This is a genomic window from Desulfurivibrio alkaliphilus AHT 2 (genome assembly GCF_000092205.1).
Taxonomy (GTDB): Bacteria; Desulfobacterota; Desulfobulbia; order Desulfobulbales; family Desulfurivibrionaceae; genus Desulfurivibrio; species Desulfurivibrio alkaliphilus.
In genome coordinates, this window is the sequence record NC_014216.1 from 2630254 (window position 1) to 2653968 (window position 23715).

Annotated in this window: 21 protein-coding genes and 1 other RNA gene; 18 read left to right on the forward strand and 4 right to left on the reverse strand. The window is 62.2% G+C overall.

The window, feature by feature from the left end; genetic code table 11:
• Positions 1-4 precede the first annotated feature (4 nt).
• From gspE to DAAHT2_RS11540, 18 genes are all read left to right on the forward strand, one after another.
• Complete coding sequence (gene gspE / locus DAAHT2_RS11450) at positions 5-1495, forward strand: type II secretion system ATPase GspE (RefSeq protein ID WP_013164436.1); 1491 nt, start codon at positions 5-7, stop codon at positions 1493-1495.
• The gene (gspF, locus tag DAAHT2_RS11455; protein ID WP_013164437.1) at positions 1496-2710 is read left to right on the forward strand and encodes a type II secretion system inner membrane protein GspF; all 1215 of its coding nucleotides are present in this window, start codon (positions 1496-1498) and stop codon (positions 2708-2710) included. It begins immediately after the preceding gene.
• A complete protein-coding gene (gene gspI / locus DAAHT2_RS11460; protein WP_013164438.1) occupies positions 2707-3078 on the forward strand; it encodes a type II secretion system minor pseudopilin GspI in 372 nt (123 codons plus the stop codon). Before gspF ends, gspI begins: the two co-directional genes overlap by 4 nt.
• Positions 3075-3746, forward strand: a complete 672-nt coding sequence (gene gspJ / locus DAAHT2_RS11465) for a type II secretion system minor pseudopilin GspJ (RefSeq protein WP_013164439.1) — start codon at positions 3075-3077, stop codon at positions 3744-3746. The genes gspI and gspJ overlap by 4 nt, the downstream gene beginning before the upstream one ends.
• Positions 3746-4693, forward strand: a complete 948-nt coding sequence (gene gspK, locus DAAHT2_RS11470; protein ID WP_013164440.1) for a type II secretion system minor pseudopilin GspK — start codon at positions 3746-3748, stop codon at positions 4691-4693. Before gspJ ends, gspK begins: the two co-directional genes overlap by 1 nt.
• A 15-nt stretch (positions 4694-4708) precedes the next feature.
• A complete protein-coding gene (gene gspL / locus DAAHT2_RS11475; RefSeq protein ID WP_013164441.1) occupies positions 4709-5944 on the forward strand; it encodes a type II secretion system protein GspL in 1236 nt (411 codons plus the stop codon).
• Entirely contained in the window at positions 5941-6480 is a 540-nt protein-coding gene (locus DAAHT2_RS11480) for a type II secretion system protein M (RefSeq protein WP_013164442.1), read from the forward strand. The genes gspL and DAAHT2_RS11480 overlap by 4 nt, the downstream gene beginning before the upstream one ends.
• A 4-nt stretch (positions 6481-6484) precedes the next feature.
• The gene (locus tag DAAHT2_RS11485; protein ID WP_013164443.1) at positions 6485-7243 is read left to right on the forward strand and encodes a type II secretion system protein N; all 759 of its coding nucleotides are present in this window, start codon (positions 6485-6487) and stop codon (positions 7241-7243) included.
• 54 nt (positions 7244-7297) lie between these two features.
• Positions 7298-7744, forward strand: coding sequence for a type II secretion system major pseudopilin GspG (gene gspG / locus DAAHT2_RS11490; RefSeq protein WP_013164444.1), 447 nt, complete (start codon positions 7298-7300; stop codon positions 7742-7744).
• Positions 7745-7773: 29 nt separating this feature from the next.
• Positions 7774-8325 (forward strand): type II secretion system minor pseudopilin GspH, encoded by a 552-nt coding sequence (gspH, locus tag DAAHT2_RS14050; protein ID WP_013164445.1) that lies wholly within the window; start codon positions 7774-7776, stop codon positions 8323-8325.
• Positions 8326-8458: 133 nt separating this feature from the next.
• Positions 8459-9508 (forward strand): cytochrome c3 family protein, encoded by a 1050-nt coding sequence (locus DAAHT2_RS11500; RefSeq protein ID WP_013164446.1) that lies wholly within the window; start codon positions 8459-8461, stop codon positions 9506-9508.
• A gap of 39 nt (positions 9509-9547) precedes the next feature.
• A complete protein-coding gene (locus DAAHT2_RS11505; RefSeq protein ID WP_013164447.1) occupies positions 9548-10387 on the forward strand; it encodes a hypothetical protein in 840 nt (279 codons plus the stop codon).
• 106 nt (positions 10388-10493) lie between these two features.
• Positions 10494-11027: a CHRD domain-containing protein gene (locus DAAHT2_RS11510; RefSeq protein ID WP_013164448.1), complete on the forward strand. Its 534-nt coding sequence runs from the start codon at positions 10494-10496 to the stop codon at positions 11025-11027.
• 121 nt (positions 11028-11148) lie between these two features.
• A complete protein-coding gene (locus DAAHT2_RS11515) occupies positions 11149-12435 on the forward strand; it encodes a carbohydrate-binding protein (RefSeq protein ID WP_041718990.1) in 1287 nt (428 codons plus the stop codon).
• A gap of 84 nt (positions 12436-12519) precedes the next feature.
• The gene (locus tag DAAHT2_RS11520; RefSeq protein ID WP_013164450.1) at positions 12520-13443 is read left to right on the forward strand and encodes a hypothetical protein; all 924 of its coding nucleotides are present in this window, start codon (positions 12520-12522) and stop codon (positions 13441-13443) included.
• A 74-nt stretch (positions 13444-13517) separates the two neighbouring features.
• On the forward strand, positions 13518-14636 hold the full coding sequence (locus tag DAAHT2_RS11525; protein WP_013164451.1) for a hypothetical protein: 1119 nt from the start codon (positions 13518-13520) through the stop codon (positions 14634-14636).
• A gap of 370 nt (positions 14637-15006) precedes the next feature.
• Positions 15007-17427, forward strand: coding sequence for an OmcA/MtrC family decaheme c-type cytochrome (locus tag DAAHT2_RS11535; RefSeq protein ID WP_013164452.1), 2421 nt, complete (start codon positions 15007-15009; stop codon positions 17425-17427).
• A gap of 428 nt (positions 17428-17855) precedes the next feature.
• Entirely contained in the window at positions 17856-18113 is a 258-nt protein-coding gene (locus DAAHT2_RS11540) for a ComEA family DNA-binding protein (protein ID WP_013164453.1), read from the forward strand.
• A gap of 411 nt (positions 18114-18524) precedes the next feature.
• Here the strand turns inward: DAAHT2_RS11540 and DAAHT2_RS11545 are convergent, their stop codons facing one another.
• The 4 genes from DAAHT2_RS11545 to DAAHT2_RS11560 form a co-directional block, all read right to left on the reverse strand.
• A complete protein-coding gene (locus DAAHT2_RS11545; RefSeq protein WP_013164454.1) occupies positions 18525-20402 on the reverse strand; it encodes a carboxypeptidase-like regulatory domain-containing protein in 1878 nt (625 codons plus the stop codon).
• A 454-nt stretch (positions 20403-20856) separates the two neighbouring features.
• Positions 20857-21219: a transfer-messenger RNA gene (gene ssrA / locus DAAHT2_RS14455) on the reverse strand.
• A gap of 171 nt (positions 21220-21390) precedes the next feature.
• Positions 21391-21858, reverse strand: a complete 468-nt coding sequence (smpB, locus tag DAAHT2_RS11555) for an SsrA-binding protein SmpB (RefSeq protein ID WP_013164455.1) — start codon at positions 21856-21858, stop codon at positions 21391-21393.
• A gap of 45 nt (positions 21859-21903) precedes the next feature.
• The gene (locus DAAHT2_RS11560) at positions 21904-23706 is read right to left on the reverse strand and encodes a GspE/PulE family protein (RefSeq protein WP_041718995.1); all 1803 of its coding nucleotides are present in this window, start codon (positions 23704-23706) and stop codon (positions 21904-21906) included.
• Between the last annotated feature and the right edge of the window lie 9 nt (positions 23707-23715).

The following is a 23715-nucleotide window of genomic DNA, read 5'->3' on the forward strand; positions in this document are numbered from 1 at the left end:
AGCTTTGAGTGAAACAACCTTAAGCAAACGTCCCTCCTTCTCCTTTGCCAAGCGGCAAGGGGTGCTGGTGGCGGAAATAGACCAGGGCAAGGCCCGGGTCATCAGCCGGGTGGGGGCGACCCCGGCGGCCCTGGCCGAGGTGCGACGTTTTCTTGGGTTGCCCCTGCAGGTGGAGAGCGTCAGCCGGGAGCGCTATGAAACCCTGCTGCAACAGGCCTACGAAGGCGGGGCCGAGCAGGACCTGCTCAGCAGCGGCGATTTCGGCGAGGAGTTCGACCTGGACTCCATCGCCCAGCAGTTATCCGAACCCGAAGACCTGCTGGAAAGCCAGGACGACGCCCCCATCATCCGCCTGATCAACGGCCTGCTGACCCAGGCGGTGAAGGAAAATGCCTCCGATATTCACATAGAGCCGTTTGAAAACCGCCTGCGGGTGCGGATTCGGGTGGACGGCATCCTTAAAGAGGTAATGCAGCCCAGCCGGCTGGTGGCCCCTTTGGTGATTTCCCGGCTCAAGGTCATGGCCCACCTGGATATCGCCGAAAAGCGCCTGCCCCAGGATGGCCGTATCTCACTGAAAATTGCCGGCCGGCCGGTGGATGTGCGGGTTTCCACCATCCCCTCCGGTTACGGCGAGCGGGTGGTGCTGCGTCTGCTGGACAAGCAGGCCGGGCGCCTGGACCTGGAGCAACTGGGCATGGCCCCGGAGGCCATGGCCCAGATGGACCGGATCATCCACCGCCCCAACGGCATCATCCTGGTCACCGGCCCAACCGGCAGCGGCAAAACCACCACCCTCTATGCGGCCCTTACCCGGCTCAATGAGAGCAGCCGCAATATCATGACCGTGGAAGACCCCATCGAGTACTACCTGGACGGCATCGGCCAGACCCAGGTCAATCCCAAGGTGCAGATGACCTTCGCCCGGGGGCTGCGGGCCATCCTTCGCCAGGACCCGGATGTGGTCATGGTGGGCGAGATTCGCGACCTGGAAACCGCCGAAATTGCGGTGCAGGCCAGCCTCACCGGGCATATGGTGGTCTCCACCCTGCATACCAATACCGCGGTGGGGGCGGTGACCCGCCTGCGAGACATGGGGGTTGAACCGTTCCTGCTCTCCTCCACCCTGGTGGGGGTGCTGGCCCAGCGCCTGGTCCGGGTGCTCTGCCCCCACTGCCGCGAGCCGTATACCGCCACCCCGGCCGAATTGGCCGATTTGGGGATTGAGCTGGACGTCAACAACCTGCCCACCATTTACCGGCCCCGGGGCTGCGAACACTGCCACCAGCAGGGGTTTGCCGGCCGGACCGGGATCTACGAGCTGGTCATCGCCGATCAGCACCTGCAAGAGATGATCCACAACCAGGCGGGGCAGTACGAGATGGAGAAGTACGTCCGCACCCGCACCCCCGATATGCGCCAGGACGGCTGGCGGCGGATCGTGGCCGGTGACACCACGGTAACGGAAGTGCTGCGGGTCACCAGGGAGGATTAGATGGGCGCCTTTGAGTATTCCGCGGTGGATGCCGCCGGCAAGACCCGCAAGGGGGTGCTGGAAGGGGATACGCCGCGCCAGGTGCGCCAGCAGTTGCGGGAAAAGGGGTTGATGCCGCTGGCGGTCAACCCGGTGGCCGAAGGGCGGGGCAAGTCGTCCGGCCGCCGGCTGGGTGGCGGCCGGATTCAGGCCTCGGACCTGGCGGTGGTTACCCGCCAGCTGGCTACTTTGGTCCGCTCCGGCATCGTGCTGGAGGAGGCCCTGGGGGCGGTGGCCGAGCAGGCGGAAAAGCCTCGCTTGAAAAGCGTGCTGATGGCGGTGCGCTCCCGCATCCTGGAAGGTTATGCCGCCGACCGGGCCCTGGGCGAGTTCCCCCGGGTCTTCCCCGAGCTTTACCGGGCCACCCTGGCCGCCGGCGAACAGGCCGGCCACCTGGATGTGGTCCTGGAACGGCTGGCCGATTACACCGAGGCCCGCCAGCAGTTGCAGCAGAAGGTCTTTCTCGCCCTGCTGTACCCGGTGCTGCTCACGGTGGTGGCCTTTGCCGTGATCTCCGCCCTGCTGGTTTATGTGGTGCCCCAGGTGGTGGAAGTCTTTGCCCATATCGACCAGACTTTGCCGGCGCTCACCGTCGGCCTGATCGCGGTCAGCGATTTTCTCCAGGCCCATGGCCTGGTTCTGCTGCTGCTGGCGGTTGGCGGCTTTTTTCTGGCCAGGGTGCTGCTGAAAAGGGAGCAGATTCGCCGCCGGGTGCATCGCCACCTGCTTTACCTGCCGCTGCTGGGCAAGTTCATCCGTACCCTGGATGCGGCCCGGTTTGCCCGTTCCTTCAGTATCATGATCGCCAGCGGGGTGCCGGTGCTGGAGGGGCTTAAAATCTCATCCCGGGTGGTGGCCAACCTGACCCTGCGGGAGGCCCTGGAGCGGGTCCGGACCAAGGTTCGGGAAGGGGCCAGCATCAGCAAGGCCATGCAGGCCGAAGGCTACTTTCCGCCCCTGACCATCCACCTGATCGCCAGCGGTGAGGCCAGCTCCAACCTGGAGCAGATGCTGGACCGGGCCGCCGCCACCCAGGAAAGGGAGACGGAAACGGTTATTTCGGCCACCATGGGGCTGTTTGAGCCGCTGATGATCGTGGTCATGGGCGGCATCATCCTGATCATCGTGCTGGCCATCCTGCTGCCCATCTTCGAGCTGAACCAGTTGGTCCAATGATTCCCGGCGAAAAAGGTTTCACCCTGATCGAGATCGTTATTGCCCTGCTGGTGTTGGGGCTGGTGGCGGTAAGCGCCGTGCAGGCGGCGGGTAATGCGGTTAATAACCTGTTCCACCTCAAAGAGCAGACCTTTGCCCACTGGGTGGCCATGAACCGGGCCGCCGAGATCACCCTCGCCCCGGCCGGCTGGGAACGGGACCCCTCCAGCGGCAGCGCCATGCTGGCGGATATCGAGTGGTCTTGGGAAATCGAAATCAAGGACACCCCGGAGCCGGAGATGCGCGAGGTGGCCATCCGGGTCTGGCCGGCCGGCGGTGAAGAGGGGGAGGCGGCGGCGGTGCTCACCGTCTTCCGCAGAGTCCAATGAGGGCAGCCGGCGGTTTTACCCTGCTGGAGCTGCTGGTGGCGCTGGCGCTCTTTTCGGTGCTCTCCATGATGACCTTCATCAGCATCCAGACCATGCTCGACAGCCGCCAGCAGACCCGCCAGGAAGCGGAACGGCTGGCGGCGGTGCAGATGGCCTTCGCCCGCCTGGAGTTGGATCTGCAGCAGGCCCGGGGGCGGGGGATCCGGGACGAGTACGGCAATCGCCGCCCCGCCGTCTATTACGGTCTCAACCCCGATGAGGGTTTGTCCCTGACCCGGGGCGGCCGGGCGATCCAGGTGCCGGGTCGCTCCGGCACCTCCCTGCAGCGGCTGCGTTACCGCCTGGAGGATGGCGAGTTGCTGAGGGAAACCTGGCCGGTGCTGGACCGGGGACCGCGGCTGGAGCCCTTCCGCCAGCGGCTGCTGGAGGGAGTGGAGGCGCTGGAAATCCGCTTTCTCGATGACCAGGGCGATTGGCACCCCCGCTGGCCCCCGGACAGCGCGTCGCCGGCAGAGCAGTGGCCGCCGGAGGGCAGGGGAGAGGGAGAGGAGGCGCCGCCGGCAAGCTTCCCGCCGGAGTTGCTGCCCATCGGGGTGGAGATCTGGCTGGAGCTTACCGACTGGGGCCGCATCCGGCGCTTAATCCCCATCAGTCGGGGTGAAGGCTGATGATGGCAAGCAGAGGAAAAAATGGTGCTGCCGGATGTTTTCACAACCAGCAAGGAGCAGCGCTGATCAGCGCCCTGCTGGCCGCCGCCCTGGTGGTTACCGTGGCCGCGGCGATGATCTTCGACCAGCAGTTGGACATCCGCCGCACCGGCAATATCCTCCACGGCGATCAGGCTTATCTGTACGCCCGGGGGGTGGAGTCCTGGGCCGGGCTGCTGCTGGGCCGGGCGGCCGAGGGCGAGGAGTATGAATACCTGGGCCACACCCTGCCGCCCATCCCGGTGGAAGGGGGGCACCTCAGCGTGCGGGTGGACGACCTGCAGGGGCTGTTCAACGTCAACAACCTGGTGCTGGGCAGCGAAGGCGGGCAGGAACAGCAGCGGCTGGTGTTTCGCCGGCTTTTGCGTCACTGCGGCCTGGCCGAGGAACTGGAACAGGCGGTGTCCGACTGGCTGGATGCCGACCAGGAACCCCGTTTCCCCGGCGGGGCCGAAGACGGGGAGTACCTGCGGCGTGATCCGCCCTACCGCACGGCGGACCGCCCCCTGACCGACGCCGATGAACTGGCGCTGGTGTATGGTTTCGGGCAGGATGGTTACGAGGAGTGCTTGAAACCTTTGCTCACCGCCCTGCCCGAGGTCAGCGCGATCAACATCAACACCGCCCCGGCCCCGGTGCTGGCCGCACTGGCCGATGAACTGGATCTGCGGCGGGCCGAACAACTGGTGGAGGATCGGCCGGAAGCGGGCTACACCATGGCGGAATTTCTTGAGCATCCGTCCCTGGCCGGGACCGGTCTGGGCTCGGAAGCGGGCGTTTTGCTCACTGTCCAAGGCCGGTACTTTATGGTACAATCCGAGGCGGTTATCGGCCAGAGCCGGGTGGTGCTGCACAGCCTGCTGCAACGCGATGGAGAAGCAGTGCGGGTGCTGCAACGAAGCAGATAGGTCAGGTTTGAGTTTATGAAAAAAATTATTGTCAGGTTGGATGAGCGCGCACCGGCCGAGTGTGTTTGGCGGAAGTTCGAGGCCGACGGAGCCGAGGTGGCCGGCTGGGGCAGCCTGGCCGACCTGGCGGCCCTGGCGGCCGGCTATCGCCTGTGGGTGCTGATCCCCGGCACCGAGGTGCTGCTCACCCGGGTCAACCTGCCGCCGGGCAATCGCAAGCAGTTGCTGGCGGCCATTCCCTACGCCCTGGAAGAATTTCTCGCCGATGAGGTGGAAGATCAGCATTTCGCGGTGGGCCGGCCCGATGAAAACGGCGCCCTGGCAGTGGCGGTGATCGCCCGCGAGCGTTTGGATTACTGGCTTGAGCTTTGCCGGCAACATGGCCTGGCGCCCGCCGGGATGGTGCCGGAAATGCTGGCGGTTCCCCTGGCCGGCCCCGATGCCGCCGGCCGGGAGCCGGGAGCGGCCCCCCGGCCCTCGCTGTTGCTCACCGCCGCCGGTGCGGCCCTGGTGCGCACCGGTCCCCAGGACGGCTTCGTGCTGGACCGCGACAGCCTGGCCATTATGCCCGGCATGCCCGGGATCGGCAATGAAGCGAAGCTGGAGTTTTACCACGAGGAAGAGGCCCCGGAGCTGCCGGAAGAACTGGCCGTGCTGCTGGCGGGCAGCCATCGGGTGGGCGATGTTTTTGCCCTGCTGGCGGAAACTCTTAAGGAAAAAGAGGCTCTCAACCTGCTGCAGGGCGATTACCGCCCCCAGGCCCACTGGGAAAAGCACTGGCGCCGCTGGCGGCTGCCCGGGGTGCTGGTGCTGGTTTTGCTGCTCTTTTATGCCGGCCTGGGTCTGCTGGAAAACCAGCGCCTGAGCCGTTACCACGAGCAGTTGCACGACGAAATAATCGAGGTCTACCGCACCACCTTCCCCGGCGCTCAGCGCATTGTCAACCCGCGGGCCCAGATGGAGCACCAGCTCCAGACCTTGCGGGGTGCTGGGGGAGAGAGCAGTGCCCGCGGTTTTCTGCCCCTGCTGGCGGACAGCGGTCCGGTGTTGAGCGGGGCCGCCGGCATGCAGTTGCGGGGCCTGCGTTACCGGGCCGGGGAACTCGACCTGGAGCTTACCATCAGCGACCTGCAGGCCTTGGATGAACTTAAGGCAGCGCTGGAAGAGCGCGGCCTGGAGGTTGATATCCGCACCGCCACCACCCGCGATGAGCGGGTGCTGGCCCGCCTGCAGGTAAGGGAGCCGCGATGATCGACTTGAAAGAAATCCGCGCCGGCCTGGAGGCGCGTCTGGAAGGACTGCTGGCCGATGTGCCGCCCCGGCAGCGGCCTTTGCTGTTCATCGGCCTGGGGTTGCTGGTGCCGCTGCTGGTTTGGCTGTTGCTGCTGGCGCCGCTTGGTTCTTCCCGCGATTCCCTGCAGCGGGACATCGGCGCCCGGGAGCAGGAGCTGGCCTGGATGCGGGAGGCGGCCCAGGAGGTACAGCGTTACGCCATCACCGCCGGCAATGGCGCCCGCCCCGGTGGCTCACCGCTGGCGGCCATCGACAGCAGCGCCCGGGAATTTGGCCTGGGGCGCGCCATGCAGCGGGTGGAGCCGGGCGACGGCGGCGAGGTCCGGGTCTGGCTGGAAGACGCGGTATTCGATGATCTGCTGCGCTGGCTGGACCGCCTGGGCCGGGGGCACGGCATCGAGGCGGTGGAGGTGGTGGTGGAACCGGCCCGGGGTGGCCGGGCCGCCCGGGTCAACGCCCGCCTGACTTTAATCCGTGATGCAGAGGCAAGCTGAATCGATGTTTACCTGGAAAAAACAACTGGCCGCAGGGCTTGCTTTTTTCATCTTTTTTCTGGTCTATTACTTCCCGGCCCAACTGGCCTGGCCGCTGTTGCAAAAATCCGGGGTGGACCTGGTGGAACTGCACGGCATCAGCGGCAGTTGGCACCACGGCAGCGCCGCCGCCGGGCGGGTGCTGGCTACCCCGGTGCGGGATATTTCCTGGCGCTTCAAGCCTTTGCCCTGGGCCCCCGCCCGGGGTGAGATCGAACTGATTTACGGCCACGAGGGGCGCCTGGCGGCGGGCTTCAGCAGCGGTTATAAAGGGCCCCAGTTTGGCCGGGCGGAGTTGACCGCGGTGCGGGCAGAATTGCCTTTGGTGACCTTTGCCGAGCAACTGCGCCGTTTCGGCCTGGCGGTGGACGGCCTGCTGGCCGCCGACCTGAAACGCCTGGTGCTGGAAGACGGGCGGCCGGTGGCGGCCGAAGGGGAGGTTTTTCTGCTCGACTTTCAGGCCCTGCAGCCGGTGCCCCTGGTGCTGGGAGACTTTACCGGCACCTTCGAGTCCGCCGGCGATGAGCTGCTGCTTAATCTCCGGGACCAGGGCGGCCCGCTGGCACTTGACGGCGTGGTGCGTTTCACCGGCGAGGGTTACCGGTTCAACGCCGGCCTGACCCCCCGGGACCCCGACGACCGGGAGCTGACCCGGGTGCTGGCCTTCCTGGGCTCGCCGGGCCGCGACGGGGCTATCCCCCTGCGCTTTTCCGGCCAATGGTAGTAAGGGTGCCCGGAGCACCCCATCATAACTAAATAACTGCACGAGGAACAGGCAATGTGGCGGTCGAAAAATAATTTGCAGCACCAGGGCGGTTTTACCCTGATTGAGATCATGGTGGTGGTGGTTATTCTGGGGATTTTGGCGGCGGTGGTGGTGCCGCGGATCATGGATCGGCCGGACCAGGCCCGGTTGACCAAGGCCGCCCAGGATATCCGGGCCCTGGAGAGCGCCCTGCGCCTTTACCGGCTGGATAACTTCTTTTATCCCACCACCGAGCAGGGCCTGGACGCCCTGGTGGAACGGCCCACCACCCAACCTGAACCCCGGCGCTGGCGCGAAGGCGGCTACATCGACCGCCTGCCCCGCGACCCCTGGGGCGGCGAGTATCAGTACCTCAATCCCGGGGTACACGGCGAGATCGACATCTTCTCTTACGGGGCCGACGGCCGCCCCGGCGGCGAGGGCATCAACGCCGAGATCGGTAACTGGAATATAGAGTAACCGGTTCAAACTGCAGGTTTATTTGGTTATTGGCTTTGGTCAACGGTAACAACAATAGCGGCTTCACGCTTATCGAGGTGATTGTTGTCCTGCTGATCATTGGTCTGCTGGTGGGGGTGGTGGGCCTTTCTTTGGGCAGCCGCGACCGTCCGCTGGAGACCGAGGCCGAGCGGCTGGCGGCCCTGCTGCGGCTGGCCGGCCAGGAGACCCTGCTCACCTCCACGCCCACCGCCGTGGGTTTTCATGCCGAAGGCTACCGTTTTTACCGCTACGATCTTGCCGGCGGCGACTGGCACCTGCTCGCCGCCGGTGCCCTGCGCCCCCGCCAGCTCGACCACGACTTCATCCTGGAGCTGCGCTTGCTGGAAGAGGATGACACCCCGGTTAATTTGCCCTACCTGGATTATGAAGACGACCAGCGGCTGCTGCCGCGGATCTATTTTTTCCCCGGGGGCGAGCTTACCCCCTTTGCCGTCACCCTGGCCGCCGACACCGTGGCCCGCCGTTACACGGTGCAGGGTAACCTGCAGGGGGAGATCGGCGTGGAAATCGAGGAGCTACGCCGGCCCGGGGGGTGGTAAAGGTTATTTTTCGTTGACAGAATGCGCTTCTCCTACTACATAGTTCCGGTGCGGCTGTAAATATTTTGTAATCAAGGTTTACAGGTTGTTAGCGCCGGGTTCCTGATTAACATTATCACGAGAGAGGAGTATCATGTTCAACATTCGTTCTTTTGTTACCGCCCTGCTGGTGGCGGGTTCCCTGGCCGCCGGCGGCTTTCTGCTGGCCACCACCACCGGCACCGCCGCCATGCCGTCGTTGGCTCCCATTCCCGATGGTGACGCGATTTCCTCACACGCCCCCTACCTCACCGGCCAGTGCGGCATGTGCCACGACTCAGGCCAGCCCGACGGCAAAAGCCCGGGCAAGGTTCCCGATGATGTCGGGGCCCTGTGCGCCACCTGCCATTTCGACATGGACCAGGAGATCAAGGGCAGCTCGGTGGTGCACGCCCCGGCCATGATGAGCTGTACCGCCTGCCACAACCCCCACAACTCGCCGGCGCCCAGCCTGCTGGTGGTGGAACCCAAAAACCTCTGCCTAGGCTGCCATGGTGAGATCCAGCAGACCATCTCCGAGGCGGCGGTGCAGCATGACGCGGTGATCGACGAAGTAGCCTGCCTCAACTGCCACAACCCGCATGCCTCGGACATCCAGCACCTGCTCACCAAGCTCCCATTCGATCTCTGCATTTCCTGCCACAGCCATGATGAGCCGGGGGCCGACGGCCGAGTGCGCACCAACTTCGCCACCCTGCTGGAAGAAAACCCCTACCATCATGGGCCGGTGGAGGGCAAGGACTGCAGCGCCTGCCACCTAACCCACGGCAGCGAACACCACAGCCTGCTGGTGGACGCCTTCCCCGAGCGGTTTTACGCCCCCTACGAGCGCGACAACTACGCCCTGTGCTTCCGCTGCCACAACGAAGAGAACATGCTGGACCCGGAAACCACCACCACCACTCGCTTCCGTGATGGCTCCCGCAACCTCCATTACGTTCATGTCAATAAGCCCGACCGGGGCCGCACCTGCCGCGCCTGCCACGAGGTTCATGCCTCGGAGAACCCGCACCAGATCCGCGACGCCGTCCCATTCGGGCCGCGCAACTGGATGCTGCCGGTTAACTTCACCAAAACCGACACCGGTGGCTCCTGCGCCCGCACCTGCCATCAGACCAAGAGCTACGATTACACCGCCGAGTAAGCGCTAAACCATTGCAGGGGAATTCCCCGGGAGGTCGGCATGCAACCTAAACACTGGCTGGGATCGCTGGCCATCGCCACGCTGCTGGTGGTGCCGCAACTGGTCTGGTCCGAGCCCGGCGCCGCCTTTTATAACCTGGAAGTCGGCAAAGACGTGTTGGAAAACGTTACCCTGCCCACCATCGACGGCGGCGAGGCCACTCTGTTGGACCATGAAATGGGGGCCAATGTTTTTGTCTTCTTCCGCCCCGGTCCTGAACCCTCCCGCCGGGGGCTGGCCGATATGGCCCGCTGCGGGGAAGATTTGGCCGACTACCCGGTACGCTGGACGGCCCTGGTTTCCGACCGCTACCCCGCCGAGGAGGTCCAGGCGGTGGTGGATAACGCCAACTTTCGGGGTCCGGTGCTGGTGGACCAGGGCAACACCCTTTACGGCCGCTACGGCGTTCGCCTTCATCCGGTGGTGGGGGTAACCGACGGGGAAGGGCGGCTCACCGCCTACCAGCCCTACACCCAGATTAACTTCTGCGCCCGGGTCAAGGCCAAGGTGCTGCACACCCTGGGCGAGATCGACGACGAAGAGTTGCAGCAGCGCTTAAGCCCCCGCTCGGTGGACCCCCGGGCCGACAGTGCGGTGGCCCAGCGCAATCTGCGCATGGGCCAGCGCTTCCTGCAAATGGGCAATTACGAGCAGGCCCTGGCCACCGCCCGCCGCAGCCTGGAACTGGATCCGGACCTGGCCGCCGCCCACGGCATGGCCGCCCTCTCCCTGGCCCACCAGGATCAGTGTGACGAGGCCGCCGCCCATATCGACCGGGCCCTGGCCCTGGAGCCCGCCCAGGCCGAAGCCGAAGCCGCCCGGGAACAGTGCGGGCAGTAAGGGGCGGCTTGGCAGGGCCAGGGCCGCTGGGCGCGGCGCGCCCCGCCCGAGGCCATTGGCGCTAGGCAACAGGGCGCCAGGCAACATATTTTAAAGGTGGCAAACCATGAGCAAATATCGCTTTTTTTCCTTTCTTGCTTTCCTGCTGGCCCTGGGGGTTGGCGGCGCCCTGGTGGCGATGGCCGGCAAGCCCGGGGCGGTAACCGGCGGCCCGGTCTTCACCGCCGAGCTGCAACCCGACACCATGGGCCTGCGGCCGGTGGAGAGCGAGGCCAGCGGTCGGCTGACCATGGAGCTAAGCGCCGATGGTGCGACCCTGGTTTATCAGCTGGAAGTGGTCGCCCTGGAAGACGCCTTTATGTCGCACCTGCAGTACGGCGGCCCGGAAGACCGATACGGCCCCATCGTGGTCTGGCTCTTTCCGGAAGACGGCAAGCGCCGGGAGGTGGTGGAAGGGCGTTTCGACGGAGTGCTGGCCCAAGGTGAAATCCGGGCCCAAGACCTGCAGGGTCCCCTGGCCGGCCAGGAACTGGCCGCCCTGCTGCAAGCCATCGAGGAAGGCATGATCTTTGCCGATGTCCACACCCGCCGCCATGTCCCCGGCGAGTTGCGCGGCCATGTGCGCCCCGTACAACCTTAGCAGTCGACTTTATTCACTCAGCGATAAGATATTCATGGTTTCAGCAATCTGGTGGGAAGAAAAACAGGAGGCAGTTGGTACTTTGCCCCCGGCAGGAAAAATAGCTGTTCCTGGTTTACTGGTGCTGATTTTCGCGCTGCTCCTGGCCGCCCCGGTCCTGGCCCAGCCGCTGCCCATGGCGGCCACCGGCGTCGGCGAGGATGGATTCTCCCCTGTTTATCTGGAAGAATCTACCCCTGGGGTGGAGATCGGCGGCCGGGCCTCCACCGAGATCCAGTACCGCAAGGAATCCCGCCGGTCCGATTCGGCCCCGCTGTTCCAGTACTTGCAACTTAACCTGCGCCATTTCGACGAAGAGGTGGAAGAAAAATACGCCGTTCACGCTTACGGCCGGCTGGGCACCGACCTGCGCAACGAGGATGACTGGGCCGACAGCCGCCTCTATTACGCTTACTACCAAAAGCAGGATCTGTTCGACAAAATCGACTTCCGCCTGGGTCGCCAGTTTATCTCGGTAACCGCCGGGGCCTCGCTGCTTGATGGCCTGACCCTGGATTACCGCCCCGGCGGCCCCCTTTCCCCCTTCACCTTCACGGTCTTCGGCGGCGGCGATGTGGCCTTCTACACCAGCTATTCCGCCAAGGATACCCTGATGGGCGGCGAAATAAGGGGCCGCTTCCGCGATGAAACCCTGGTGGCCGGCCTTTCTTACGTGCAGCGGCGGGAGGATTCCGACAAGGCCACCGAGCTGATCGGGGCCGATTTTGACTACGGCTTCCGGAAAATGGTCAACCTCTACGGCGAGATCCAGTACGACTACCTGGGCGACCGGGTCAGCTACGGGTTGATCGGCACCAATTACCATCGCAGCGACCGCTGGGGGCTGCGCACCGAATATCTCTATTCGCTGCCGGTCTTTTCCGCCACCTCCATCTACTCGGTCTTTGCGGTCAGCAAGTACCAGGAGGCCATGGCGGAGCTGAATTATTACCACGGCGGCGGGCGGCGCAGCTTTATCCGCTACAGCCGTGAGATTTACGAGGACTTCCGCGATGCCGACGTCCTGGAGGCGGGCCTGGAGCAAATTCGCCTTAACCGCTTCTCCGGCTATTTAAGCGGCGTCTGGCGCTACGCCGGCGACGGCGGCCAGGACATGCACGGGGTGCGGGCCCGGCTGGCCTGGCTCTTTACCCCTCATGTGCAGGGCGGCATCGGCACCGAAATGGACGTGCTGCAACGCCGCCTGGATGAATTTGAAGACGACACCTTAAGCTCGCGCTTCTGGGCCGATCTCACCGCCCGCTTAACCCGCGATCTAGATCTCCAGGCCCGCCTGGAACGGGCCCAGAGCAGCGGCTACTGGGGCTATCACAACCGCGCCACCTTGCGGTTGAACCTGACATTCTGATAAGATTTTGGGCGGGGCTGCGGTGGTTGGCCCCGCTGCCGAAAAGACCGGACAAGAGGCCGGGAACTAGCCTGGAAACGAGTAATGATGCGCAACTTGGTGAAAATATTTTTGATCGGCGGTTGTCTGCTGCTGGCCGGTGGCCTGCTTTCGCTGGCCGGCGGCGGGGCCAGCCCGGCGGCGGCCCAGCAGGAGTACCAGTTTACTTTCGACCACGACCAGCACCGCTTTCTGGTTTTTCCCGGTTCGCCCTGTATTACCTGCCATTTGCCGGACACCCCCACCATCACCCCGGAGCGGCGGTCCTGCCTGCAGTGCCATGACCAGGAGTTCACCGAGCTGGTCCACTTTCCCGGCATGGTCAACACCCACGGCCCGCTGTGGGGCTTCAACCACGGGCCCTTTGCCAAAAACAAGAGCCGGCAGTTTGACTGCGCCGGCTGCCACCAGCAGAACTACTGCCTTAACTGCCACGTGCAGGGTCCGGCCCAGGAGATGGGCAAGTTCGGCGGCTCGTTGCTCAATGTGCACCGCAGCGATTTCCGGGTCAGCCACCCCATCGCCGCCCGCACCAACCCCCGGCTCTGCGCCAGTTGCCACGAGCCCGCCTCCTGCAACGAGTGCCACAGCGATTTCCGCCGACGGGGCGACATCCGGGCCGGCAGCCCGTCGCACCGGCGTACCTTCAATCTCGGCCTGGACGGCGATATCGCCGCCATCCACGAGCAGTTCCGGGGTGAAGGCAGCCTGCAGCGCTGCGACGACTGCCACCGCTCCGGCACCGTGACCCCCACCATGCACGCCTGGGGCCGGGACCACGCCCGGGAGGCCCGCCGCAACCTGCAGACCTGCCAGGCCTGCCACCCCAGCGGCGATACCTGTATTCAGTGCCACAGCGCCAAATCCGGCCCCGGCGGCATCAACCCCCACGGTTCCGACTGGTCCTCCGCCCGGGCCAAACGCCTGGAGCGGGCCTCGGGCGGGGCCACCTGCATCCGTTGCCACTGACCTTAGCCACGAGCAGCATGAACCTTAACCTTGCCGGCCTTGCCGACCGATAATTAATCACCGACTGAATTGAAATGAACCGGACCAATTGCCACCATAACTCCCAGCCGCCCGCGCCCCCCCGCCGGGTCTGGCTGCTGCCGGCGGCCTGGCTGCTGGCCCTGGCCCTCCTGGCCGGCCAGTTCGCCTGCAGCAGCGACACCGACCCGGCGGCGGCCAAGATCCTGGAGCCGGCCTACGGCACCGATGCCGAGGGCGCCCGTTACGTGGGCAGCGACCGCTGCCTGGCCTGCCATGAAGAGGTAAGACCGGTGGAGGCGGCCACCTATCTGGCCTCCCGCCACGCCACCCCCGGCACCGTCGGCGCCGACGCCGACCCGGCCTGCCTGGCCTGCCACGACCCCATCGGCGACGGGATCATGCTGGCCCCCTGGTTTGCCGACCACGACCACCCCCCGGCCGGCATGACCGCGGTGGGCTGCGAGAGCTGCCACGGCGCCGGCACCCTGCACTGGCTGAACTTCCCCGCCCACCCCAACCCGACCCCCGATTACCAGGCCTGCGGCCAGTGCCACCGGGCCCTGCCGCCCGGCCATGCGGCCCTCGCCGGGCAGGGGAGTTTTTCCGGGAAGTATGCCAATGATATTCTGGCCAAATACGAGCAGAGTGCGCATGGGCGATGGTCGTATGGCGATGGGCCGTGCCTGCTTTGTCATAGTGACGAGGGCTTTCGGGGATATTTTGAAAAAACCGCCGGTATGGACCGCCAGGAATTGTATTCATTTATGGCCGAAGTGCCTTATCTACCAGAGACCTCGGTGATGCAATGTCGGACCTGTCACGATGGCCACACCGGAGAGTTGCGAGGGGGGCCTACGGTGGTGGAGGAAGATGGGGTGGAGGTGGTTAAGTACTCTCGCCTCTTCAACCTTTGTACTGCTTGTCATCAGGTGTTTCTCGAGGCTGACTACGATCCGAAATCCGGTGCTTATGATTATTTTTTGGATACCGGCAGGATACCGTTCCATGGAGAACTTGACGGAGTGGGACTACCGGTGGCTGACAGTTTAGTAATTTGGGATACCCATTTTGCCACCAGGGACGGCGCGATCACGGGATGGCCGATTGACCCAGCCTCTGAGCAGGCCTGCCTGGGTTGCCATGATCCTCATTTGGCCAGTAAGTTCTGGTAGAAAAGTTGCCCAGCGTTTTGGGGTGGTTGTGAATGGCAGTTCAGAAAGCTAAAATTTCCGCAAATTATCTCTTGCAGAGTCGTTAAGCCGCGGCTACACTACTGTCCAGTGTATATGCTGTGCGCCCCGTCTGTCTGGAGGGCGGAGAAACGTTGGCAACCGAGCTTATGTCGGGCTTGGTCAGGGTGAGAATTTGAAGGGAGTTGCCAGAACGGTTTTTGCCGTTTCGGCTTTTGGTGTTGACCCCGGGCTTTATTTGGTTGAGCTGCGGCAATGCCATGAAGGTTAACAAGGGTGGAAGGGTTGCGCGCAAAGAGCGCCCAACCTCTGTCCGCGAAAACAACCATAGTGTTAGGGAGGAGGTTTGCAGATGAAAAAGAAATGGTACTTAGGCAGATTGCTTGCTATCGGCCTGCTGGGAGGGTCCTTGGCCCTGTTCGGCTGTAGTGGCGATGATGGCAAAAAAGGCGCCGCCGGCGCCGACGGCGCCGATGGAATTGACGGCGTAGACGGCATTCCGGGTCCCCCGGGCCCCGCGGGTGAGTCTCTGTCCATTAAGGCCTCGGATGCCCACCAGGCCATGCGGGCGGCGAGTGTATGGGGTTCGGAAATCGACGAAGTTACGGTTAACAATGGTGAAATTACCATAACTTTTACCATTGATGATGCTCGTTACGATGCGGCCCCGGAGGCGGTAAATGCCGAAATCACCATTGCCAAATGGGTAGAGAGTGAGGGTTCCTGGATCAACTTGCTGCAGCGAAGTGTAGGTGGTGGCGATGACGCCCGGGTAATCCGTGGCGGCAATCTCCGGGTGGACAATCCGCTGGCCAAAATCCCGGGGGTTGAAGTTGATGGTGGCCGGCAGTTTACTTACACCTACGCCAGTGACAGCGACGGTCGGTTTGGTGTCTCCGCCGGGACCCCGCTCGACTTCACCAACGCTCCATTGTGGCGCGGTGCGGACGACCAGGATCCTGCTTACTACTGCGATGATGATGCTGATTGTGCAACCTACGTGCAGGGCCTGATCGACAAGATCAATGCCGACGGTGCCTGGGAAGCCAATGGCACTTATCGGGTGGCGGTAACCGGACGTGATCGGGATGCCGACTATGTTAGGTTTGCCGCCGTGGCCGATGTTACCCTGGCTGGTGGTAGCGTGGATGATGTTGGCGCGCCGGCACCCACCAACCAGATTGCGCAAAGTTCCTGTACCACCTGCCATGGTGAGCGCCTGGCGTTCCCCCGCAACAAGGTACATGGTGAGCAACGGCCGAACGTTAACGTCTGCTTCAACTGCCACAACAGCTACACTTTTGACGCTGACGCCTCTGTGGCCGCGGCCGACGGTTGGGTCAACATCAGCATGCTCAACATGATTCACAAGATCCACAGTGGGATCGAAGGCTACACCGTGGATGGCTACGAGTATGAAGATGTTTCCTTCCCCGACTGGACTTTTGCCCGGCCCGGCAACACTAAAAACTGTGTGGCCTGCCACGTGGAAGATGAAGGCTACGGTGGTGGCTGGAACAGCCTGGCCAAGCGTAACCAGTCCTGCCTCACCTGCCACGGCGAGGGCGGCTATGATGACGTGGTTTTCGGTTTGCACGGCGAAAACCTCCCCTCTGGCAATTGCCTCGAGTGTCATAGCACCGCCGGTGTCCAGTACGCTGACCGGTGGCATGGCATCAGCGAGCGCCAGGATGAACTGCTGGCCCAGCAGGAAGATTATTTCTTTAAGTTGATCAGCGTTGAAAATGCTGTGGCTGGCAGTGATGCCACGGTCACCTGGCAACTGGTCGACGCCGAAGGTGAACCTTACGAGTTGGGCACTGACATCACCATTGGTGGGGTAAGGGTACAGCTTGGCTGGGGTCTGGACGACGGTCTGGCCGACGACTGGATCAACGATCCTGCTGATCGTGGTCGCCCGGTTCGTGAGGGTGACCACGCCATTCAGGCTGATGACGTAACGGTTGTTACCACCATGGAGACTCTTCCTGGCGTAGCAACTGCCGGCTTGCGCGGCTTTGTGGCCCTGCAGAGCAACATCACCGTTGACGGGGTCAACCTGTTCCCCACCGCCGTGGTTCAGCCCTTTGTACTTACGGCAGCCTTGGTTGAAGAAGATGACTTTGCCGACTTGCGTCGCAACACCGTTAATGCCAGCACCGTTGGCGGTCGCGGTGGTAGCTGCCTGAGCTGTCACGGTACCATTGTCTATCATGGCGGTGCCGGCTGGAGTGCCAATAACAACATCCAGGCCTGTGTCACCTGCCACAGCGCCGGCTCTGTAACCGTCGGCACCAACCGTAGCTGGGTAGAGCCTGGTGACTCCTATGACATGATGTACCTCATGCACATGATTCACTCCTCGGAAGATAATCTGAATACCGAGTCGCCGTTGTTGTACCCCAACGACATGCCTGGCCGTTGCCACGCCTGCCATACCGGTAGCGACAACGATGCCCTTGGCAACCCCATCAACGTGAATGTGTACATGGAAGGTGCAGAGACCAACTGCAACCTCTGTCACGCTGGTGCGGTCAACCCGGGTCGCCTTGGGGTAGTTTCCGACTGGAATGAAGATTATGATGGGCCTGGCAACGGTGGTGCCAATACCCCCATGGCATCTCTCTGCTTCTCCTGTCATCAGAACTGGGATGACTACAATGCAGCCCGGTTCCACATGACCAATCTCGGCGGCGACCTGATTGGTGGTGTGGACATTGACGCTGAGAGCATGGAGGGTTGTGCTACCTGCCACGGTACATTGCGCCCGTAGTTTGATAACCTTTACCGGCAGCTAAAAACTGCCGTGATTAAGAACGGGGGAAGCGGCTTTGCCGCTTCCCCCGTTTTGCGTTAAAGTGCCTCCGTCTGCTCCAGGGCCAGGGGACGCGCAGGGGGCGGGGGACGGACTTAAAAACTTAAAAAGCATGTCTTCGGTTTTCTCTGGAAAAGAGGGCAGACCTCTTTTTAAGGTGTTGAGCTTCGAATTGCCGCCTATCTTTTTGGTTCCGCGTTGAGTCGGCTTTTGCCCCTTACATGCGGATGTAAAAAAAAGCAAAAAAACACTTGACCAATCGGCTGGTCAGGTTTTAATTTTGTCGGCAGCGGCAACTGCTAGTTATGAGGGGCCGTATTCGGTATGTGGAGGGGGCTGGGTGGGTAACCGCCCGGACGTAACGATTACGGATTACGGAGGTATTTATGCTGAAGAAAATTGTCCTTACGCTTTGTCTGTTTTTGTTCACCGTGGGGTCCGCTTTTGCGGCCCTGAATATCAACACCGCCGACCAGGAGCAGTTGCAGAGCCTGCCCGGCATTGGGCCGGTGACGGCGGCGGCCATCATCGAATACCGGGAAAACAACGGCGAATTTGCCAGCATTGAGGAGTTGGTGCAGGTGCGGGGCATCGGCTCGCGCACCCTGGAGAGCCTGCGCGACAACATCACCGTGGAAGATTAACCGCCGGGCCGCTAGCCCCGCCCTTCTTCCTCCATTTCCCGGCAGTAACGACCGCCGACCATGAGTAGCCCGGTCGGCGGTTTTTTGTATTCTTTTGTGGCGCCGTTTACCTGAAATTGCTGCTTATTGTCTTGTTTTATCGGTCTTATCTTCTTGGTCGTTTCTGTTGTTGCCCCCAAAGTTGCCCCCAGGGCTTTCTCTCTGGGGACCTAGGGATTCTCGAACTGAGCGTTGGGGTTGCGCTCCAGGGTCTTCTCCCTGGCCGAGCGCATGGCTTGCTTGAGTGAGTCGATTTCGGAGGGCGTCAAGCGATCCGAAGCGGAGGACGCCCCGGCCTTCGGATTCGGTGAGGACGTCGATGGTGCCGGAGATGTTGAACTCATTGAGGATTATTTCCACTTTCGTCTTTTATCAGGGTGCGTTTCCTATGGGCCAGGGCTCACCGGGTTCGCATGTGCTCGTGTCGGTCACGGTATGTGAGAAATCGGGTCCGGTGACCGTCGTGGTCGTGTTTACGGTGCATGAGGAAATGTCAAAGTGTGGAACATCGTTTTCGCACCGGATCAACGAGACTATATCGTAGGTGGCATCTGTATCCACTAGCACGTCAATAATGGTTTGTTGTCCGCTCATCGTCAGTTGGTACGGTTCCGACTCCCACGGCAGGAACCTGTTTTCTTCCCACCACTCCGCCTTGGGCCGTGGCGGCATCGTGTAGGTGGAACTGCCGGCAAGGGTGCCGTAAGGGCCGGTAAGGGTTGTCTGGGTTGTCCATTGCCCCTCCGGGCCAAGCGGGTTGTAGCTTTGTCCTTCCGATGTCCATCCGCCTCCAGTCATCATCCCGGAGGACTGAACCGGCCCAGGCATGTACCATGCCACATACATTGTCTCGAGTTCCCTGGCTGGCGGGATAAGCGAAAGGAACAACTGGTCGGTGATTCCTGCGAGTCTCAGGGCTGGAACGGCGTCAACCGTTACCCAAATAATTGCGGGCTCAAGCACCTCGGCCCCTAAGCCCATCAGCTCGGACTCATGGGGCTCGTAAATAAGGCTGGTTTGGCCCATGGCGTCCGTTTTGCTGGCAAGCCCCAAGTAGGGGGAGCCGTCCGGCAAGCGCACCGTGCCATGCTCCTCTAGCACGGGCGACAGCGACCACTCCACCTCTGCGCCTTCGAGAAAGCCGGTCATACCAGGCAGTTGCATCCCGGTTAAATAGCCACAGGTGACCGCCACCGGAATCGGGACAAACGACGAATATACCTCGACGGTGAGCGTGGACTCTTCACCGGGGCCACAGGTACCTTCGCGCGCAATCTCCGGGGTAAAAGTCAGCCGAATGTCCAGGGATGAGCGGAACAACGGGGCGTTGATCGCGGTGAAAGCCGCTTCGGCAGCGATGACTTCTGCATGGTTGGAAGCTCCGTAGACAAACCCCCAACCGGAAAGAGCCGGGCCGGAGATCAGGCAGGATGCATCCCGGTTAAGAGCCAGCGGAGCGGCATCGTTAAGCTCGGTACGGTTTGGTGGGACTACCGTATCCAGCAACAGCAGCCACTGCTGCAGGGCGGTAATCTCCTGCGGCATCGAGGAAAAATCGAGGCCTGTCGCAAGCAGAAACTGAACGAGGAAAGTTTCCGCGTGGATAGTGTATACCGATTGGTAGAGTGACAGTAGGTCTTCGGAGCTGATTTCGAGGCCGACCTCGGAGAGCTCGTCCACCAGGTGGGTAAAGGGGGATGTCGGAGCTTGGACCAGGGAAACCAGCATGGGGATTTGAAAGTCGTAGAGCCAGAAATCATCTTCCTTCCTCTCGGAGCCGGCCAGCAGTTGATACCCATCAGGGGTATAAACGCCGATCCCCAGCGACTCCAGCAGCAACCACAACCCTGCTTCAGTTGTATCATTATTCGCCACCAGCGCCGCGATGGCGGCCGGCCCCGACGCATCAAGAAGCTGCGCGGTGAAATCACCACTGTCGTCAGGGCCGCTTATCTCTCTGGATGCAGGAACAAATAAGTAACCAGCTTTGCTGGGTGTGACCACCGCGCTCCCGGTTACCTTGAATTGCCAGTACCCTCCTGAGTCGGTGGTCGTAGTCGCGATTGTTTTGCCGACGATCGTGAGTGTGGCCGACGCCACCCCGCTGCCATCCGCATCCACGATCCTGCCCTTGATGGTGAAAGCATCACTTTTGCCGGATGAGCCACCGCCGCTGCTACTACAGGCAAACAGGGGGAAAACTATCATCATCAGCGCTAGCAGCTGGGTGAATCGTGAGAAGGCACGCATTGGTTTCACCCCTTTGGCCGCGATTATCGGCCTTTTGAGCTGGTGATGGCTGCAAGTGGTCCCTTTCGGCCGACCTGTCTAAAAATGGGTCATCAGCGACAACCCCGTGCAAATCTCACCTAAAAAAGACTTTATTTTTAGGATAAAATGCTGCCTGTCGGCGTGTCAACGAAAAAGCCCACCCCCAAACGGCTGGATGTCGGAAGATGTTCTTTCACGTTCAAGCACCGGTGGGGCGCGGTTGGCCTTGTTGTTTCGGACGCGGATCGGGGGACGGGGAACGGACTTAAAAACATAAAATGCCGGTCTTTGGTTTTCTCGGGAAAAGAGGGCAGGGCGGGTAACCGCCCGGACATAACGATTACGGAGGTATTTATGCTGAAGAAGATTTCCTTATAAAAAGAAAACCCGTCAGCCCGGTGAGTTCGGGCTGACGGGTTTTCTTTTTTAAAATTGGTGGAGGCGCCGGGAGTTGAACCCGGGTCCGGAAATACTCCGCAGCAGGCGTCTACATGCTTAGCTCCGGGGATGGGTTTATCGTGCCGGTCCGCCGCCGGAGCGCAACAGCCGCGACACTATCCTGCTTAAGTTTCGCCGTTGGAACACAGGCCTTTCCAAAAGCTATCCCGCTAGTCGACGCCCTGATTCTGAACCCGCGGGAGCGGTTCAGCAGGACGGCAGTGCTCGCTGTTTAGGCGGCAGCTGCGTAAGCATAGTCGTCTGCGACTATATTTAGTTCCACCGGATTTGCGAGGGTGATGGAGTCCTCGGCATGCAGCCCGTACTTATATATCCCCGTCGAAGCCGTTTCGCCCCCCTTCTTTTCAATGGTTTCGTGTTGGCTGGTGGTGCCCGGCGGCGCGGTTCGGGGGTAGCGCCGCCGGGCAGCCAGCTTATCTCATCCGATCTTAGTCGGTTCTCTTGTTAAGACAACCGGTTTCTGCAAAAAGTTCGGCTTTTTTCAGCCGCTTTGCCGGCCCCAGCAGCGCTACCCCCGGCGCATCACCCGCTGCAGCTCGCGGTCGGTTTCCTTCTGTTTCAAGGCCGCCCGTTTGTCGTACAGCTTTTTGCCCTTGGCCAGGCCCAGGGCCAGCTTGGCCCGCCCCTGGGGATTGAGGTAAATCTTGAGCGGTACCAGGGTATAGCCCTGCTCCTTGAGCTTGCCGATCAGCTTGTTGATCTCCCGCCGGTGCAGCAGCAGTTTGCGCACCCGCAAGGGGTCCGGCGGGGTCATGCTGGCGTAGGGGTAGGGCGAGATATGGACGTTGTAGAGAAAAAGCTCGTTGTTCTTTACCTGGGCATAGCCGTCTTTCAGGTTGGCCTTGCCCGCCCGCAGCGACTTGATCTCCGGGCCGTTGAGCACCATGCCGGCCTCCAGCACCTGCTCGATATGGTAATCGTGATAAGCCTTTTTGTTGGTGCAGACCACCTTGCCGCCGGGATCTTTCTTTTTCATGGCCGCAAGATAACATGAACCAGGCCAGGGAGCAATTGTAAGCGCTCAGGTGGTGACCCTTAAGGCCTCGTCCAGGGTGGTGATGCCCTGTTTTACCTTGCTCCAGGCATCCTCCCGCAGGGTCAGCATTCCTTCCCGGCGGGCCTGGGCCCGGATTTCGTCTTCGCCGGCCCGGGCGGCGATCAGCCGGCGCACCTCATCGCTGATCTCAAAGACCTCGAACACCCCGCAACGGCCCAGGTAGCCGGTATTGCGGCAGGCGCGGCAGCCCTTGCCTCTCTGCAGGGTCAACTGGTCGCCCTCTTCCTCGCTTACAGGCAAATTTAAAGCTCGCAACTCCACCGCCGGCATGCTGTAGCTTTCCACGCAATGGGGGCAGATACGCCGCACCAGGCGCTGGGCCATGATCCCCAGCAGGGTGGAGACGGCCAGGAAGGGTTGAATGCCCAGGTCCACCAGTCGGGTCACCGAGGAAACGGCATCGTTGGTGTGCAGGGTGGAGAAGACCAGGTGGCCGGTCAGGGCGGCCTGGATGGCGTTGGTGGCGGTTTCCCGGTCGCGGATCTCGCCGACCATGATTACATCCGGGTCCTGGCGCAGGATGTTGCGCAGCACCGAAGCGAAGGTTACCCCGGTCTGGGCCTGCACCGCGATCTGGTTGAACTCTTCATGCACCATCTCCACCGGGTCTTCGATGGTCACGATATTGATCTCGGGAGAGGCGATCTCTTTCAAGGTGGAATAAAGGGTGGTGGATTTGCCGCTGCCGGTGGGGCCGGTGATTAAGATCATGCCGTGGGGGGCGTGGATCATCTGCCGGTAACACTGGTAGTCCCGGGAAGAAAAGCCGCTTGCCTGCAGATTCTGGAACAGCACCTCGGGGTCGAGAATCCGCAGCACCGCCTTTTCGCCGAAGGCCACCGGGATGGTGGAAACCCGGATTTCCGCCTCCCGGCCGCCCCGGTCGATCTTGATCCGCCCGTCCTGGGGGCGCCGTTTTTCGGCAATATTAAGCCGAGACAGCGACTTAATGCGGGAAACCACCGCCGCGTGCACCACCTTGGGCAGTTGGTAGACGGTGTGCAGGGCGCCGTCGATGCGCAACCGTACCAGGCTGTTTTCCCTTTTGGGCTCGATATGAATATCGCTGGCCCGCTGCTCGAAGGCGTAGTTGAAGAGATGGTCCACCGCCGTGGTGATATGGCGGTCGGTGGAGGCGGCCTCTTCGGAAGAGGCCACCTTGACATACTGTTCCAGGTTGCCCAGGTCGACCCCGGGGCCGGCCAGGTTATCCTCGGCGGCGGAGATCGAGCTTTGAAAGTTGAAAAACTCCTGCAGCATCCGCAGAATATCGCTGCGGGTGGCCAGGCAGGGCCGCACCGTCATTTGTACCGCCCGCTCGATCTCGCCAAGGACCCCGCAATTTTCGGGGTCGTGGATCGCCACCTCCAGCACCCCGTTTTTAATGGCCAGCGGCAGAATCAGGTGTTTAACCGCAAAACCGCGCGGGATGGTCTTGGTGACCACCGCCAGCTCCAGCTCCAGCGGGTCAAGCTTCTTGAACGGCATTCCGCAGGCTTCGGCCACCGCCCGGATTACCTGTTCTTCGCTCAGCACCTCGCCGGGTTTGTCCCCGTTTTCAAAGCGAAAAGAGAGCAGGGCATCAAGCAGGTCCGGGCGGCCGGCGCTTTCAGGACCTGCCCGCCGTTTGCGGGCGCCGGCGGATTTGTTCAGGGCTTGCAACTGGCTTGCCGCCTTCTCCCGGAAAAAATGTACCTGCTGCTTGTTGAGCAGGCGCCGGTCGTAAAGCAGGTCGGCCAGCAGCGCCGTGTCGTGTAAATATCGCAAAAGCCTACC

Bases quoted from the DNA above. Each gene is read 5' to 3' on its own strand.
- gspF (WP_013164437.1), top strand. From the start codon at position 1,496: ATGGGCGCCTTTGAGTATTCCGCGGTGGATGCCGCCGGCAAGACCCGC.
- DAAHT2_RS11505 (WP_013164447.1), top strand. From the start codon at position 9,548: ATGCAACCTAAACACTGGCTGGGATCGCTGGCCATCGCCACGCTGCTG.
- DAAHT2_RS11535 (WP_013164452.1), top strand. From the start codon at position 15,007: ATGAAAAAGAAATGGTACTTAGGCAGATTGCTTGCTATCGGCCTGCTG.
- DAAHT2_RS11485 (WP_013164443.1), top strand. From the start codon at position 6,485: ATGTTTACCTGGAAAAAACAACTGGCCGCAGGGCTTGCTTTTTTCATC.
- gspL (WP_013164441.1), top strand. From the start codon at position 4,709: ATGAAAAAAATTATTGTCAGGTTGGATGAGCGCGCACCGGCCGAGTGT.
- gspG (WP_013164444.1), top strand. From the start codon at position 7,298: ATGTGGCGGTCGAAAAATAATTTGCAGCACCAGGGCGGTTTTACCCTG.
- DAAHT2_RS11540 (WP_013164453.1), top strand. From the start codon at position 17,856: ATGCTGAAGAAAATTGTCCTTACGCTTTGTCTGTTTTTGTTCACCGTG.
- DAAHT2_RS11545 (WP_013164454.1), bottom strand. From the start codon at position 20,402: ATGCGTGCCTTCTCACGATTCACCCAGCTGCTAGCGCTGATGATGATA.
- DAAHT2_RS11520 (WP_013164450.1), top strand. From the start codon at position 12,520: ATGATGCGCAACTTGGTGAAAATATTTTTGATCGGCGGTTGTCTGCTG.
- smpB (WP_013164455.1), bottom strand. From the start codon at position 21,858: ATGAAAAAGAAAGATCCCGGCGGCAAGGTGGTCTGCACCAACAAAAAG.
- DAAHT2_RS11510 (WP_013164448.1), top strand. From the start codon at position 10,494: ATGAGCAAATATCGCTTTTTTTCCTTTCTTGCTTTCCTGCTGGCCCTG.
- gspJ (WP_013164439.1), top strand. From the start codon at position 3,075: ATGAGGGCAGCCGGCGGTTTTACCCTGCTGGAGCTGCTGGTGGCGCTG.
- DAAHT2_RS11480 (WP_013164442.1), top strand. From the start codon at position 5,941: ATGATCGACTTGAAAGAAATCCGCGCCGGCCTGGAGGCGCGTCTGGAA.
- gspK (WP_013164440.1), top strand. From the start codon at position 3,746: ATGATGGCAAGCAGAGGAAAAAATGGTGCTGCCGGATGTTTTCACAAC.
- DAAHT2_RS11525 (WP_013164451.1), top strand. From the start codon at position 13,518: ATGAACCGGACCAATTGCCACCATAACTCCCAGCCGCCCGCGCCCCCC.
- gspI (WP_013164438.1), top strand. From the start codon at position 2,707: ATGATTCCCGGCGAAAAAGGTTTCACCCTGATCGAGATCGTTATTGCC.
- DAAHT2_RS11500 (WP_013164446.1), top strand. From the start codon at position 8,459: ATGTTCAACATTCGTTCTTTTGTTACCGCCCTGCTGGTGGCGGGTTCC.